This window comes from Roseobacter sp. SK209-2-6 (assembly GCF_000169455.1).
GTDB lineage: Bacteria > Pseudomonadota > Alphaproteobacteria > Rhodobacterales > Rhodobacteraceae > Pseudophaeobacter.
On sequence record NZ_AAYC01000004.1, the window covers coordinates 262,170 to 275,499 of the forward strand.

The following is a 13,330-nucleotide window of genomic DNA, read 5'->3' on the forward strand; positions in this document are numbered from 1 at the left end:
ACAAAAGATGAACATTACCTAGATCTACCTATATGAGTCTGAGAGATGCCAGCCGAGAGCACGCGCCGCATTCTGTCCCTGTGGTTTCCCCGGATGGCCAGCGACCGGGCCCTGCGCTCGCGCCCGGTGGAGGGGCCCTTTGCGCTGACCCTGCATGAGAAGAATGCCAGCCGGATCTATTGCCTCAATGAGACGGCGGAGCGCCTGGGCCTCAACCGCGGTATGCCCCATGCGGATGCCCGTGCCTTTTGCCCCGAGCTGCAAAGCCGCCTGGCAGAGCCTGAGGCGGAGCAGCAGTTCCTCCTGGCCCTGCGCCGCTGGGCCCTGCGCTACAGCCCTTGGGCGGGCCTGGAGCGGCGCGACGGGCTGGTGCTGGATATCAGCGGCGCGGCGCATCTCTTTGGCGGCGAGGCCGCGATGCTGGCGGATATGCGCCAGCGGCTGATGCGGGCCCAGGTCACCGCGCGCATCGGCCTGGCGGACAGCCGGGGCGCAGCCTGGGCCCTGGCGCATTTTGGCGAGGGCGTGGCCCCTGCGGGTGAGATGCTCAGCGCGCTTTGCGAACTGCCGATGGCGGCCCTGCGCCTGGAGGAGAAGACCTGCACCGCCTTGGGGCGCCTGGGGCTGCACCGGATCGGGGATCTGGAGGGGGCCGCCCGCGCGCCCCTGGCGCGGCGCTTCGGGCCGGATCTGCTGCTGCGGCTGGACCAGGCCCTGGGACGGCAGCCGGAGGAGGTCTCCCCGCTGGAGGAACCGCCGCGCTACCGTGCGGCCCTGTCGCTGCCGGAGCCTATCGGCCTCGCGAAGGATGTCATGGCAGGCACCGCCCGCCTGCTGGAGCGGCTCTGCGCCCGGCTGAAAGCGCAGGAGGCGGGGGCACGGGTGCTGCTTTTGACCCTCAGGCGGGTCGATCAGGACAGCCAGCAGGTGGAGCTGCGCCTGGCCCGGCCCCTGCGGGATGCAAAGCGCATCCTGCCGCTGTTTGAACGTGGCATCAGCGGGGTTGAGGCGGGCTATGGCATCGACCGGATGCTGCTCGAGGCGGTGCAGGCAGAACCCCTGCCGGTGCGGCAGATCAGTCATATGCGCGAGGCCCGCACCGATCAGCTGGATGATCTGATCACCCGCCTTGGCACCCGGATCGGGCTGGAGAATGTGCAGCGTCTGCTGCCCGCCGACAGCCATATCCCCGAACGTAGCTTTATCGTGGCGGCTGCCGCCTATTGCGACCCGGCAGAGACCTGGCATGCCCCGCAGTCCCGACCGCTGCGCTTGTTTCCACCTGAACCCATTGCCGCCACAGGCGCTGCCCCGCCCCGGCAGTTTCGCTGGCGCCGTATGCGCTTCACCACGGCAGAGGTAACCGGGCCTGAACGGATCACTCCGGAATGGTGGCTGGAGGATGAGGATTGGCGCAGCGGGTTGCGCGATTACTGGCGGGTGGTGACGCGCCAGGGCCGCCGCCTCTGGCTGTTTTACACGCCGCAGAGCCCGGGCTGGTTTGTGCAGGGGGAATTTGCATGAGCAGCCGGTCTGCACAGGAGACAGGCGCAGCGCCTGCGGTAGGCCAGGACGCCTTGGCAGAGTTCCAGACCACCCGCGAGGCGCCGCCACCCGGCTATGCAGAGCTGGCTGTCACCAGCAATTTCACCTTTCTGACCGGCGCCTCCCACCCGGAAGAGCTGGTGGCCCGCGCGGTTGAGCTGGGGCTGGCGGCTATTGCTATCACCGACCGCAATTCCCTGGCGGGATCAGTGCGCGCCTTTGCCGCCCTCAAGACCCTGCGCCAGCAGCGGGAGGAGGCGGCGGAGGAGCAAGCGAAGGAAGCGCAGGCGGAGACTGAGACAGCCGCGCTGCGGATCCGCTCGCAATACCGCACCGACAGCAGCTCGCGGCAGGAAAGTGGGCCAAAAGAAGCCTTAGAAACCTCCAAACTGGCACCACTGCCACAGCTGATCACCGGCTGCCGCCTGGTCTTGCGCGACAGTCCGGTTCACTGGCTCGCCCTGCCGCAGGATCGGGCTGCCTATCACCGGCTCAGCCGCCTTTTGTCCCTGGGCAAGCTGCGCGCCGAAAAGGGCCAATGCCACCTGGATCTGCAGGATATGCTGGCGGGCTGCAGCGGCATGACCCTGATTGCCCTGCCGCAGGTGCCGTTGCAGGAGGCGCAGGTGCTGCAGCATCTGCAAGCTGTCGTCCGGCAATATCCCGGCCAGGTCTTTCTGGGGGCGGCTCCGCGGTATGACGGCAGCGATCAGGCCTATTTTGCCCAGTGCCACCACTTTGCCCGCCGCGCTGCCGCACCCATGGTGGCGGTGGGGGATGTGCTGATGCACCGGGGCAGCCGCCGCCAGCTGGGGGATGTGCTGACCTGCATGCGCGAGAAGCTCACCATTGATGCAATCGGCACCCGCGCCCTGCCCAATGGCGAACGCCGCCTGAAAGCCCCCGCCGATATGGCGCGCCTCTTTCGCAGCTACCCGGCAGCCCTGCGCCGCAGCCTGGAGATCGCCGCGCGCTGCAGCTTCTGCCTCAGCCAGCTCTCTTATGAGTACCCCAGCGAGATCTCCGCAGAGGAGCCGCCGCAGGTGCGGCTGGAACGGCTGGCCTGGGAGGGGCTGGCGCGGCGCTGCCCGGATGGCATTCCCGCTCGCTACCGCGCCATGGCCGAAAAAGAGCTGCGCCTGGTGGCGGACCTGGGCTTTGCCGCCTATTTCCTGACGGTGCGCGATATCGTGGACTATGCGCGCAGCCAGGAAATCCTCTGCCAGGGGCGCGGCTCTGCGGCCAATTCCATCCTCTGCTATGCGCTCTTCATCACCGATGTGAGCCCCGAGCAGATCTCCATGGTGTTTGAGCGCTTTGTCTCCAAACACCGGGGCGAGCCGCCGGATATCGACGTGGATTTCGAACATGAGCGGCGCGAGGAGGTGATCCAGCATATCTATGAGAAATACGGCCGTCACCGCGCCGGGCTGTGCTCCACGGTGATCCATTTCCGCTCCCGCGCGGCGATCCGCGAAGTGGGCAAGGTCATGGGGCTGAGCGAGGATGTCACCGCCAGCCTGTCAGGGCAGATCTGGGGCCAGTCCAACCGGGGCGCCGATCCCGAGCGCATGAAGGAGCTGGGCCTGGACCTGGAGGACCGGCGCCTGGCCCAGACCATCCGCCTGATCGGGGAGATCATCGGCTTCCCGCGCCACCTGTCGCAGCATGTGGGCGGCTTTGTCATCACCCGGGGGCGGCTGGATGAGCTCTGCCCGATCGAGAATGCCGCGATGGAGGACCGCACCATCATCGAATGGGACAAGGATGACATCGACACCTTGGGCATCCTCAAGGTGGATGTGCTGAGCCTCGGCATGCTGACCTGCATCCGCAAGAGCTTTGACCTGCTGGAGCAGCATGAGGGCGGGGAGCGCTGGAGCATCGCCACCGTGCCGCAGGATGACCATCCGACCTATGACATGCTGTGTCTTGCGGATGCGGTAGGGGTGTTTCAGGTGGAAAGCCGGGCGCAGATGAACTTTCTGCCGCGCATGCGCCCGCGCCGCTTTTATGATCTGGTGATCGAAGTGGCTATCGTGCGCCCCGGCCCGATCCAGGGTGGCATGGTGCAACCCTATATCAAGCGCCGCCAGGGCCGTGAGAAGGTGGAATACCCCTCCAAGGAGCTGGAGGAGGTGATGGGCAAGACCTTGGGCGTGCCGCTGTTTCAGGAACAGGCAATGCAGATCGCGGTGGTGGCGGCAGGTTTCACGCCCGAGGCGGCGGACCAGCTGCGCCGCTCGCTGGCGACCTTCCGGCGCATGGGCACCATCAGCAGTTTCCGTGACCGCTTTATCAATGGCATGCTGGAGCGGAACTACGACGCGGAGTTCGCCGCCCGCTGCTTTGCCCAGATCGAAGGCTTTGCCGATTACGGCTTTCCCGAAAGCCACGCAGCGGCCTTTGCCATGCTCACCTATATTTCCGCCTGGCTGAAATGCCATCACCCGGCGGTCTTTGCCTGCGCCCTGCTGAACTCCCAGCCCATGGGGTTCTATGCCCCGGCGCAGATCGTGCGCGACGCTCGCGACCATGGCATCGAGGTGCGCCCGGTCTGCGTCAACAGCAGCACCTGGGACAACAGCCTGGAGCGCCGGGCTGACGGGGCCCTGGCGCTGCGGCTGGGCTTCCGGCAGATCAAGGGCTTCAGATCCGAAGACGCCGAGTGGATCATTGCTGCGCGCGGCAATGGCTACCGCGATCCGGACGCCCTCTGGCTGCGGGCCGGGCTGCGCCCCGATGCACTGGAGCGTCTGGCCGAGGCCGATGCCATGGCCGATATGGGGCTGGGCCGCCGCCAGGCGCTCTGGCAGGTGAAGGCGATCCGGGGCCAGGTGCCCCTGCCGCTGTTCAGCGACCCGCTGGAAGGCGAAGGCCTGCGCGAGCCCGATGTGGTGCTGCCACCGATGAACCTGGGCGAGGAGGTGGTCGAGGACTACGTTGCTCTGCGCCTCACCCTCAAGGCGCATCCGATGGAGTTGCTGCGGCCGCTGATCCCGGATCTCACTCCCCATGACCAGCTGGCGCGGGTGCCGCTGGGGCAGACCGCGGTCTGCGGTCTGGTGATCACCCGTCAGCGCCCCGGCACCGCCTCCGGGGTGGTCTTCCTGACATTGGAGGACGAGACCGGCGTCAGCAATGTGGTGGTCTGGCCCAAGATCTACGAGCGCTTCCGCCGCAGTGTCATGGGCGGGCGCCTGCTGCGGGTCAGCGGCTATCTGCAGCGCGAGGGCATCGTGGTGCATCTGATCGCTCAGAAGATCGAGGATCTGTCGCATAAGCTGGCGGAACTGGGCCACCCGATGGATGAGGCGGTGGGCATCACCCAACCGCAGGCGGATGACGCGCCCCGCCCCCGGCGCAGCCAGCCCAGTGCGCGCCACCCCCGCGAACAGGCCAAGCGGCTCTTCCCCAGCCGGGATTTTCACTAGCATAGATCTTGCCGCTGATCCCGCGTGTGCACCTTTGGCAAGGGCTTGTGGCAAGGGGCTTGGATTTCGCGGCAAAACGTCAGAGGATCGCCTGCGGATCGGGGCAAAGCCCCCGTAGGAAATTCTCGCAGTTACATGCGTCTAAAACGAGAGGGAGGGGACATGAGCGAGAAAACAGCTTTTGTTTGGGATGAGAAGTGCTTTTGGCATTTTGGTGGCAACTATGCGCTTTTGGCCCCTGTGGGCGGATTGGTTCAGCCCATGGTCGCGGGTGGCTTGCCAGAGGCACCGGAAACCAAACGCCGCCTGAAGAACCTGATGGATGTGACGGGCCTCTCTGATGAGTTGTTGCTGACAAGTGCAAAGCCCGCGAGTTTTGAGGATCTGCTGCGGGTCCATCCCCAGAGCTATCTCGATGCCTTTAAGGAGAAATCCGACAGTGGCGGCGGTGAACTGGGCCTGCGCACCCCCTTTGGTCCCGGCGCCTTTGAAATCGCGGCCCTCTCGGCGGGGCTGGTGAGCAAGGCAATCGAACTGGTTCTGACCGGAGAAGCGAGGAACGCCTATGCCCTGTCGCGGCCACCAGGACATCATTGCCTGCCGGATTACCCAAATGGGTTCTGCCTACTGGCCAATATCGCCATCGCTATCGAACAGGCACGTCAGGCAGGACTGGGTAAGCGCTTTGCGGTGGTGGATTGGGATGTACACCATGGTAATGGCACAGAGGCGATCTTTCTGGACCGGGAGGATGTTCTGACAATTTCGCTGCATCAGGAGCGGTGCTACCCGCCTGATACAGGCGAGGTCAGCGAGATTGGGACGGGCGCCGGGGCCGGCTACAACATGAACATTCCGCTGCCACCGGGTTGCGGGCACAGGGCCTATCTCGATGCGATGGAACGGCTGGTGCTGCCGAAGCTGCGGGCGTTTGATGCGGATCTTGTCATCATCGCCTGTGGTTTTGATGCCAGCGGTTTTGACCCTCTGGCGCGGATGATGTGCTCAGCCGAGACCTATCGACTGATGACGCGCCAGATCATGGAGGTTACAGGCGGGCGCATGGTGGCAGCGCATGAAGGCGGCTACTCGGAGCTTTACGTGCCCTTCTGCGGTCATGCCATGCTGGAAGAAATGTCAGGCTCAAGCATCCGGGCAGAGGATCCGCTCGCGGCTCGGATCGCGACCCAGCAGCCAAACGCGAAGGTGGATGCCTTCCATCGCGATATTGTCTCGCAGATGGCAGAGGAACTGCGGCAAAGCGGGGTGCTGTAGGGCCAACGCGCCCTATGTGGGGCGATTGAAGTGCATATATGAAATGCATAAGGGGTAAAATTCCGGCGCAGGGGGCTGCGCCGGAAAGATCTGTTTAGGCAGAGTGCTTCTTCAGCTCGCCGGTCTGCAGGCGGGCGGTATAGGCAAAGAGCTCTTTCTTCACCAACTTCATCAAGAAGTAGAGGCAGAAGATGTTCACCACAGCCATTGCAAAGATTGCCGCATCGGAGAAGTCGATGACCGGACCCAGGCTGGCCGAAGCGCCGATGACTACGAAGATGCAGAAGATGACTTTGAAGGTCAGTTCAGCAACTTTGCCCTCACCAAAGAGGTAGGTCCAGGCTTTCAGACCATAGTAGCTCCAGGAGATCATGGTCGAGAAGGCAAAGAGCACCACGGCAATGGCCAGAACATAGGGGAACCAGCTGATGCCGGAGGCAAAGGCCGCCGAGGTCAGCGCCACGCCGGAGTTGCCGTCGACGGTGGCGATGGCGGTGCCCGCTTCGTTCAGCATGTAGTTGCCGGTTGCCGGATCGATGATCATCTGCTGCGAAATCACGATGACCAGGGCGGTCATGGTGCAGATCACAACGGTGTCGATCAGAGGCTCCAGCAGGGAGACAAAACCCTCGGTGATCGGCTCGTTGGTTTTCACCGCAGAGTGCGCAATCGCCGCCGAGCCAACGCCCGCTTCGTTGGAGAAGGCCGCGCGCTTGAAGCCCTGGATCAGGGCGCCAACCATGCCGCCAGCAACGCCGAGGCCGGTAAAGGCGCCGTCAAAGATCTGACCAAAGGCCCAGCCGATCTTGTCGTAGTTGACCACCAGGATGACCATTGCGGCGCCGACATAGAGAACGCCCATGAAAGGCACGATTTTTTCGGTCACATGGGCGATGGATTTGATGCCGCCAACGATCACGGCAAAAACAACGCCGGCAAAGACGATACCGGTGATCCAGCCGGGATAGTCACCCACAATGCCAGAGATCTGCGCATGTGCCTGGTTGGCCTGGAACATATTGCCGCCACCCAGGGCGCCAAGGATGCAGAAGATGGCAAACAGCACGGCCAGGAAGCGCCCGCCGGGCAGGCCCAGCTCTTTGAAGCCCTTGGAGATGTAATACATCGGGCCACCAGAGACGGTGCCGTCTGCATATTCATTGCGGTACTTCACACCCAGGGTGCATTCGGTGAACTTCGAGGCCATGCCCAGAAGGCCCGCAAGGATCATCCAGAAGGTGGCACCCGGTCCGCCGATGCCGACCGCAACCGCAACACCTGCGATATTGCCGAGGCCAACGGTGCCGGAAAGGGCAGTGGCAAGCGCCTGAAAATGGCTGACTTCACCGGCATCGTTGGGGTCAGAGTAATCACCTTTGACCAGCTGGATGGCGTGTTTGAAATAGCGGAATTGCACAAAGCCGAAATAGAGCGTGAAGATCGAAGCCGCGATCACCAGCCACATCACGATCCAGGGGAATGTGGTGCCGGGGAAGGGGGCAAAAATCAGGCTCACAAAGGGGCCAGTCAGATCGGCAAAGACCTGATTGACCTTCTGATCGATGCCAATGGCTTCTTCAGCCGCCAGCGGTGCGGCGGCGAGGGTGGCTGCTGTGGCGAGGCCCAGCGTTTTGAAATTATTCATGATGGGTCCTCATCCAACAACCGTGACCGGCACATCCGCGTGCATCACCAAATTCTGTGTTGAGCTGCCAAAGATACGTTTGGCAAACCCATCCGAGGAGACGCGGCCCACAATGATCTGGGAGCCACCGTTTTCTACGGTGATCTTATTCAGGGTTTCGGCCACATCACCATGGCGCACCACGCCTGTGGCGTTGAAACCGGCCTCTTTCAGGGCAGCGACGGCGGGTTCGACAATCCGGGCATTGGCCAGATTGATCTCTTCCTCGCGCCGCTTGTGGCGTTGGGCATTCTCTTCCGGTGTCTGGAACGTAAATGGTGACCATTCGATGACATAGGCGGCGATCAGATCGCAGGCACCCATTTTGGATGCCAGATCTTTTGCAAATGCAAGCGCGCGTTCACCGGTGTCTGTCCCGTCAAGTCCGATGACGATTTTGACAGTCATTCTGTCCTCCGTGTGCGTTTTTGGGCTTGGGGAGTCTCTGCTCCCAGAGTGAGGGCGCCTCAATACATTGACAGGCGTGATCCTCAACATCATTATCAGTGATAATCACTAGCAAATGGGCATTTTCTTAGGCTTTTCACAGGCATTCCTCTGGAAACCTGGGCCATCTACAGGGAATTTCACTGATGAATAGGGAATTGGACAGGATTGATCTGCGTATCCTGGAAGAGCTGGAATCGGACGGGCGACTTTCCATTGTGGAGCTTTCGCAGCGGGTAAACCTGACCAACACCCCCTGTTCAGAACGGGTGAAACGACTGGAGAAGGCGGGCTACATCAGCGGCTACCGGGCTATCCTGGATAAGGAAAAACAGGGGTTGGGTCATCTGACCGTGGTGCAGGTCTCGCTCTCGGCGACTGGGGGAGACAACTCGCTGGATGCATTTAACGCGGCAGCTCTAAAGGTTCCCGAGATTGAAAGCTGCCTGATGATTGCTGGGTCTTTTGACTACCTTCTGACGATCCGGACGCGCGATATCGCACATTTCCGTCAGGTTCTAGGTGACAAGATCAATAATCTTCCGAATATCCATCAGACCAATTCTTTTACGGTGATGGAGACCGTCAAATAGCGCTGAGCAAGCACGGTACAAAGCGGAAGGGAAAGAAAATGGCGCAGAGTTTTCGAGACAGAAAGAAGTTCACCCAGGTGCATGGTCGCAACATGGCCTATATCGATGAGGGTGAGGGCGACCCCATCGTTTTCCTGCACGGTAACCCGACCTCCTCTTACCTTTGGCGCAATGTCATGCCGCATTTGGCGGGCATGGGACGGCTGATCGCCCCGGATCTGATCGGCATGGGTGATTCCGAAAAACTGCCGGACAGCGGGCCGGCCTGCTACACCTACGTTGAGCACCGCAAATACCTCTTTGCCTTGCTGGAGCAACTGGGCGTGACAGAAAATGTCACTTTGGTCATTCACGACTGGGGCTCGGGCCTGGGTTTCCACTGGGCGCATATGCACCCCGAAGCGGTCAAGGGCATTGCCTTTATGGAGGGCATCGTCGCCCCGGTTCCCGGCTGGGACAGCTTCCCAGAGGCCCCGCGCGAGATCTTTCAGGCGCTGCGCTCCCCTGCAGGAGAGGAGATGGTGCTGGAAAAGAACCTCTTTGTGGAGGCGATCCTGCCCGGCTCTATCCTGCGCAAGCTCTCCGAAGAGGAGATGCAGGAATACCGCCGCCCCTTTGCCAATGCTGGCGAAGACCGCCGTCCGACCCTGACCTGGCCGCGTCAGATCCCGATTGGCGGTGACCCAGCGGATGTGACCGGGATTGTCGCTGCTTATTCCGCCTGGCTGCGCGAAACGGAAATTCCCAAACTCTTTGTCAATGCAGAGCCCGGCGCGCTGATCGCAGGCCCGGTACGCGATTATGTCCGTGCCTTTCCAAACCTCAGTGAGGTGACGGTAAAGGGCAGTCATTTCATTCAGGAGGATTCACCGGATGAGATTGGCGCAGCCATTCGCGATTGGATAAAGGCGCTCTGACAGCAGCAGATGCCGCCCATTCATTCCGAAAACGCATGAATGAGCAGCATTTTCTCATTGGAACTCATGAGTGTTCTATCCGATAACGGATCGGAAGATTTCTCATGAGGTGACCAATGGACCGCGCCCAGATCGTGCATGACAATTTCCTCAGGCGGGTTGCGGCGGGGGATTTGCCCGCTGGTAACGCGCCCCGCGATGGGCTGCCTCCGGAAACCGCTGTAGCCATCTACCGCGCGCAAGTGCTGAGCCGTGCCTTGGATATCACCAGCCGCGCCATGCAGAAGGCGGGGCAAGGATTCTATACCATCGGCTCCTCGGGGCATGAAGGAATGGCAGCGGTGGCGCGGGCGCTCCGGCCCGATGATATGGCCTTCCTGCATTACCGCGATGCCGCCTTTCAGATTGCCCGCGCCGACCAGGTGCCGGGGCAGCGCATTGCCTGGGATATGCTCCTGTCCTTTGCCTGTTCTTCCGAGGATCCCACCTCAGGCGGGCGGCATAAGGTACTGGGTTCCAAGGTGCTCAATATTCCGCCGCAGACCTCGACCATTGCCAGCCATCTGCCAAAGGCCGTTGGTGCCGCCTATTCCATTGGCGCGGCCAAGCGCCACCGGCCTGAGCATCAGGCCATGGCGGATGATGCTATCGTGATGTGCTCCTTCGGCGATGCCTCGGCCAATCACTCCACCGCGCAGGGGGCGTTTAACACTGCTGGCTGGACCTCGGTGCAATCCACCCCGCTGCCGCTGCTGTTTGTCTGCGAGGACAACGGCATCGGCATCTCCACCAAGACCCCCAAGGGCTGGATCGAGGCTTCGATGAGCGCGCGGCCCGGCATCAAGTATTTCAAGGCCGACGGCCTGGATATCTACGCGGCCCACGCTGTGGCGCAGGAGGCCACCGAATATGTCCGCAGCCGCAGGAAACCTGCATTCCTGCACATCGGCACCGTGCGGCTTTATGGTCATGCCGGGGCGGATGTGCCCACAACCTACCTCAGCAAAGCGGAGGTCGAGGGTGATGAGGGCAATGATCCGCTGCTGCATTCGGTGCGCCTGCTGGAAGCATCCGGCGCGCTGACCCGTGAAAAGGCGCTGAAGATCTACAACGAGACCTGTGCGCGGGTGGAGCGGATCCGGGCAGAGGCGGTGACCCGCCCGCATCTGAAGACCGGTGCTGATGTAGTGGCAAGCCTGATCTTGCCCAAGCGCGTCTGCAAGCCGACGAATGGCCCCAGCGACGAAGCACGGGCAGAGGTCTTTGGCGGGGACATGCGCGCCATGGCGGATCCGCAGCCGATGTCGCGTCTGATCAACTGGGCTCTGACCGATCTGATGCTGGAGCATGGCGAGATTGTCATGATGGGTGAAGACGTGGGCCGCAAGGGCGGCGTCTACGGCGTCACCCAGAAACTGCAGCAACGCTTTGGCTCTGACCGGATGATCGACACGCTCTTGGATGAGCAGTCGATCCTGGGCCTGGCCATCGGCATGGGGCACAATGGTTTTGTGCCGATGCCGGAGATTCAGTTCCTGGCCTATCTGCACAATGCCGAGGATCAGCTGCGCGGCGAGGCGGCGACGCTGCCGTTCTTCTCCAACGGGCAGTTTTCCAACCCCATGGTGTTGCGCATCGCGGGCCTGGGCTATCAGAAGGGCTTTGGCGGCCATTTCCACAATGACAACTCGCTGGCAGTGCTGCGCGACATTCCCGGTGTTGTGATCGCCTGTCCTTCTGATGGGGCAGAGGCCGCTATGATGATGCGCGAGGCGGTGCGTCTGGCGCGCGAAGAGCAGCGGGTGGTGGTCTTTGTCGAACCCATCGCGCTCTACCCGATGCGGGATCTGCACGAAGCCAAGGACGGCGGTTGGATGCGCAGCTACCCGGCACCAGATCGCTCCATCGCGCTGGGCGAAGTCGGAGTGCATGGTGACGGAACAGATCTGGCTATCGTCACCTATGGCAATGGGCGCTACCTCTCGACCCAGGCCCAGTCAGAGCTGGAGGCGCGGGGCATCAAGAGCCGCATCATTGACCTGCGTTGGCTGGCCCCCCTGCCGACAGAGGCGCTGATCAAGGCTGCCAAGGGCTGCAAACACGTTCTGATCGTGGATGAGTGTCGCACCACCGGCAGCCAGTCCGAAGGGCTGATGGCACTGTTCGCCGAAGCTTCAGGCATTCCTGCAGCGCGCATCGCCGCAGAGGATTGCTTTATCGCAACCGGTCCGGCCTATGCCGCAACGCTGCCCTCAAAAGAGAGCATTCTGCAGGCAGCCCTTGATCTGGTAGGAGACAAATCATGACCCGCACTGCTGTTTTGATCTGTCCCGGACGCGGCACCTACAACAAGCCGGAACTGGGCTACTTGCACCGGTACCATGCGGAGAAATCCGCGCTGTTCGCTGGCTTTGATGCGGCGCGGGCGGAGCTGGGCCAGGAAGAGGTCACAGCGCTTGATGGGGCGAAGCGATTTTCTGTGTCAAAATACTCGCGCGGGGATGTGGCCTCACCGCTGATCTATGCCTCAGCCCTGGCGGATGCCCAGTCGTTGGCGGAGGATATCGAGGTGGTGGCGGTCACCGGCAATTCCATGGGCTGGTATATTGCGCTGGCCGCTGCGGGCGCGCTCTCACCGCAGGATGGGTTTGAGTTGGTCGATACCATGGGCAGCCTGATGCAGGAGCATCTGATTGGCGGCCAGCTGGTCTATCCCTTTACCGGCGCGGATTGGCGGGCGGATCCTGTGCGCAAGGCAGAGCTGCTGGCGTTGGTGGCAGAGATCAATACCCGCGAGGGCCATGTGCTGGCCCTGTCGATTGATCTGGGCGGCATGCTGGTACTGGCGGGTGATGAGGCGGGGCTCTCTGCCTTTGAGGCTGCGGTGCCCACGGTAGACGAGCGCTTTCCGATGCGTCTGGCCAATCACGCCGGGTTCCATACGGCTCTGCAGGAACCAGTCGCGCAGGAAGGCCGTGACCGCCTGGATGGCGGCAAGCTGCGCCAGCCACAGCTGCCGCTGATCGACGGCCGCGGTGCCATCTGGCAGCCCGGTGCCACGGATCTGGAGGCACTTTGGGACTACACCCTCGGCCATCAGGTGGTGGAGAGCTATGATTTCTCCCGGGCGGTGCAGAATGCAGCGCTGGAATTTGCGCCGGATCTCTTCATCGTGACCGGACCGGGCACGACCCTGGGCGGAGCGGTTGCGCAGTCTCTGGTGCATCAGGGCTGGCGCAGCATGGAGGACAAGGCGGGTTTCAAAGCCAAACAGGCTGAGGCACCTATGCTGGTTTCAATGGGAGATGAAGCGCAGCGTCCGCTCGCTACCGGATCATCCAGAGGCTAAGCGGGGCTCCCGCGTGCAAAACCAGTTTTGGCTAGCCAAAACTGGCCCTGCCCTTGGGCCCGGCGCCGCCCTTGCAGGGCGGCGCG

At 62.3% G+C, this 13,330-nt stretch carries 9 protein-coding genes; 7 read left to right on the forward strand and 2 right to left on the reverse strand.

Translation table 11 applies throughout. From position 1 onward, the window contains the following. Window positions 1-45: 45 nt before the first annotated feature. The 3 genes from RSK20926_RS08695 (at window position 46) to RSK20926_RS08705 (ending at window position 6,254) form a co-directional block, all read left to right on the forward strand. Entirely contained in the window at window positions 46-1,524 is a 1,479-nt protein-coding gene (locus tag RSK20926_RS08695; RefSeq protein WP_008205924.1) for a Y-family DNA polymerase, read from the forward strand. Then, entirely contained in the window at window positions 1,521-4,979 is a 3,459-nt protein-coding gene (locus RSK20926_RS08700) for an error-prone DNA polymerase (RefSeq protein WP_008205925.1), read from the forward strand. Before RSK20926_RS08695 ends, RSK20926_RS08700 begins: the two co-directional genes overlap by 4 nt. Before the next feature lie 162 nt (window positions 4,980-5,141). Next, the gene (locus RSK20926_RS08705) at window positions 5,142-6,254 is read left to right on the forward strand and encodes a class II histone deacetylase (protein WP_008205927.1); all 1,113 of its coding nucleotides are present in this window, start codon (window positions 5,142-5,144) and stop codon (window positions 6,252-6,254) included. Between the two features lie 94 nt (window positions 6,255-6,348). Here RSK20926_RS08705 and RSK20926_RS08710 read toward each other — a convergent pair whose 3' ends face one another. Both RSK20926_RS08710 and RSK20926_RS08715 read right to left on the reverse strand, forming a co-directional pair. Beyond that, complete coding sequence (locus tag RSK20926_RS08710; protein WP_008205929.1) at window positions 6,349-7,899, reverse strand: alanine/glycine:cation symporter family protein; 1,551 nt, start codon at window positions 7,897-7,899, stop codon at window positions 6,349-6,351. Window positions 7,900-7,908: 9 nt separating this feature from the next. Beyond that, entirely contained in the window at window positions 7,909-8,346 is a 438-nt protein-coding gene (locus RSK20926_RS08715) for a universal stress protein (protein WP_008205932.1), read from the reverse strand. 185 nt (window positions 8,347-8,531) lie between these two features. On the opposite strand from RSK20926_RS08715, the gene RSK20926_RS08720 reads away from it, so the two are divergent. From RSK20926_RS08720 to RSK20926_RS08735, 4 genes are all read left to right on the forward strand, one after another. Then, window positions 8,532-8,978, forward strand: coding sequence for an Lrp/AsnC family transcriptional regulator (locus tag RSK20926_RS08720; protein ID WP_008205933.1), 447 nt, complete (start codon window positions 8,532-8,534; stop codon window positions 8,976-8,978). Window positions 8,979-9,016: 38 nt separating this feature from the next. After that, entirely contained in the window at window positions 9,017-9,895 is an 879-nt protein-coding gene (locus RSK20926_RS08725) for a haloalkane dehalogenase (RefSeq protein WP_037254392.1), read from the forward strand. A gap of 116 nt (window positions 9,896-10,011) precedes the next feature. Then, on the forward strand, window positions 10,012-12,201 hold the full coding sequence (locus RSK20926_RS08730; RefSeq protein WP_008205936.1) for a dehydrogenase E1 component subunit alpha/beta: 2,190 nt from the start codon (window positions 10,012-10,014) through the stop codon (window positions 12,199-12,201). Then, window positions 12,198-13,244: an ACP S-malonyltransferase gene (locus RSK20926_RS08735; RefSeq protein WP_008205938.1), complete on the forward strand. Its 1,047-nt coding sequence runs from the start codon at window positions 12,198-12,200 to the stop codon at window positions 13,242-13,244. Before RSK20926_RS08730 ends, RSK20926_RS08735 begins: the two co-directional genes overlap by 4 nt. The last annotated feature ends 86 nt before the right edge of the window (window positions 13,245-13,330 follow it).

Bases quoted from the DNA above. Each gene is read 5' to 3' on its own strand.
- RSK20926_RS08715 (WP_008205932.1), bottom strand. From the start codon at position 8,346: ATGACTGTCAAAATCGTCATCGGACTTGACGGGACAGACACCGGTGAA.
- RSK20926_RS08730 (WP_008205936.1), top strand. From the start codon at position 10,012: ATGGACCGCGCCCAGATCGTGCATGACAATTTCCTCAGGCGGGTTGCG.
- RSK20926_RS08700 (WP_008205925.1), top strand. From the start codon at position 1,521: ATGAGCAGCCGGTCTGCACAGGAGACAGGCGCAGCGCCTGCGGTAGGC.
- RSK20926_RS08720 (WP_008205933.1), top strand. From the start codon at position 8,532: ATGAATAGGGAATTGGACAGGATTGATCTGCGTATCCTGGAAGAGCTG.
- RSK20926_RS08725 (WP_037254392.1), top strand. From the start codon at position 9,017: ATGGCGCAGAGTTTTCGAGACAGAAAGAAGTTCACCCAGGTGCATGGT.
- RSK20926_RS08695 (WP_008205924.1), top strand. From the start codon at position 46: ATGCCAGCCGAGAGCACGCGCCGCATTCTGTCCCTGTGGTTTCCCCGG.
- RSK20926_RS08735 (WP_008205938.1), top strand. From the start codon at position 12,198: ATGACCCGCACTGCTGTTTTGATCTGTCCCGGACGCGGCACCTACAAC.
- RSK20926_RS08705 (WP_008205927.1), top strand. From the start codon at position 5,142: ATGAGCGAGAAAACAGCTTTTGTTTGGGATGAGAAGTGCTTTTGGCAT.
- RSK20926_RS08710 (WP_008205929.1), bottom strand. From the start codon at position 7,899: ATGAATAATTTCAAAACGCTGGGCCTCGCCACAGCAGCCACCCTCGCC.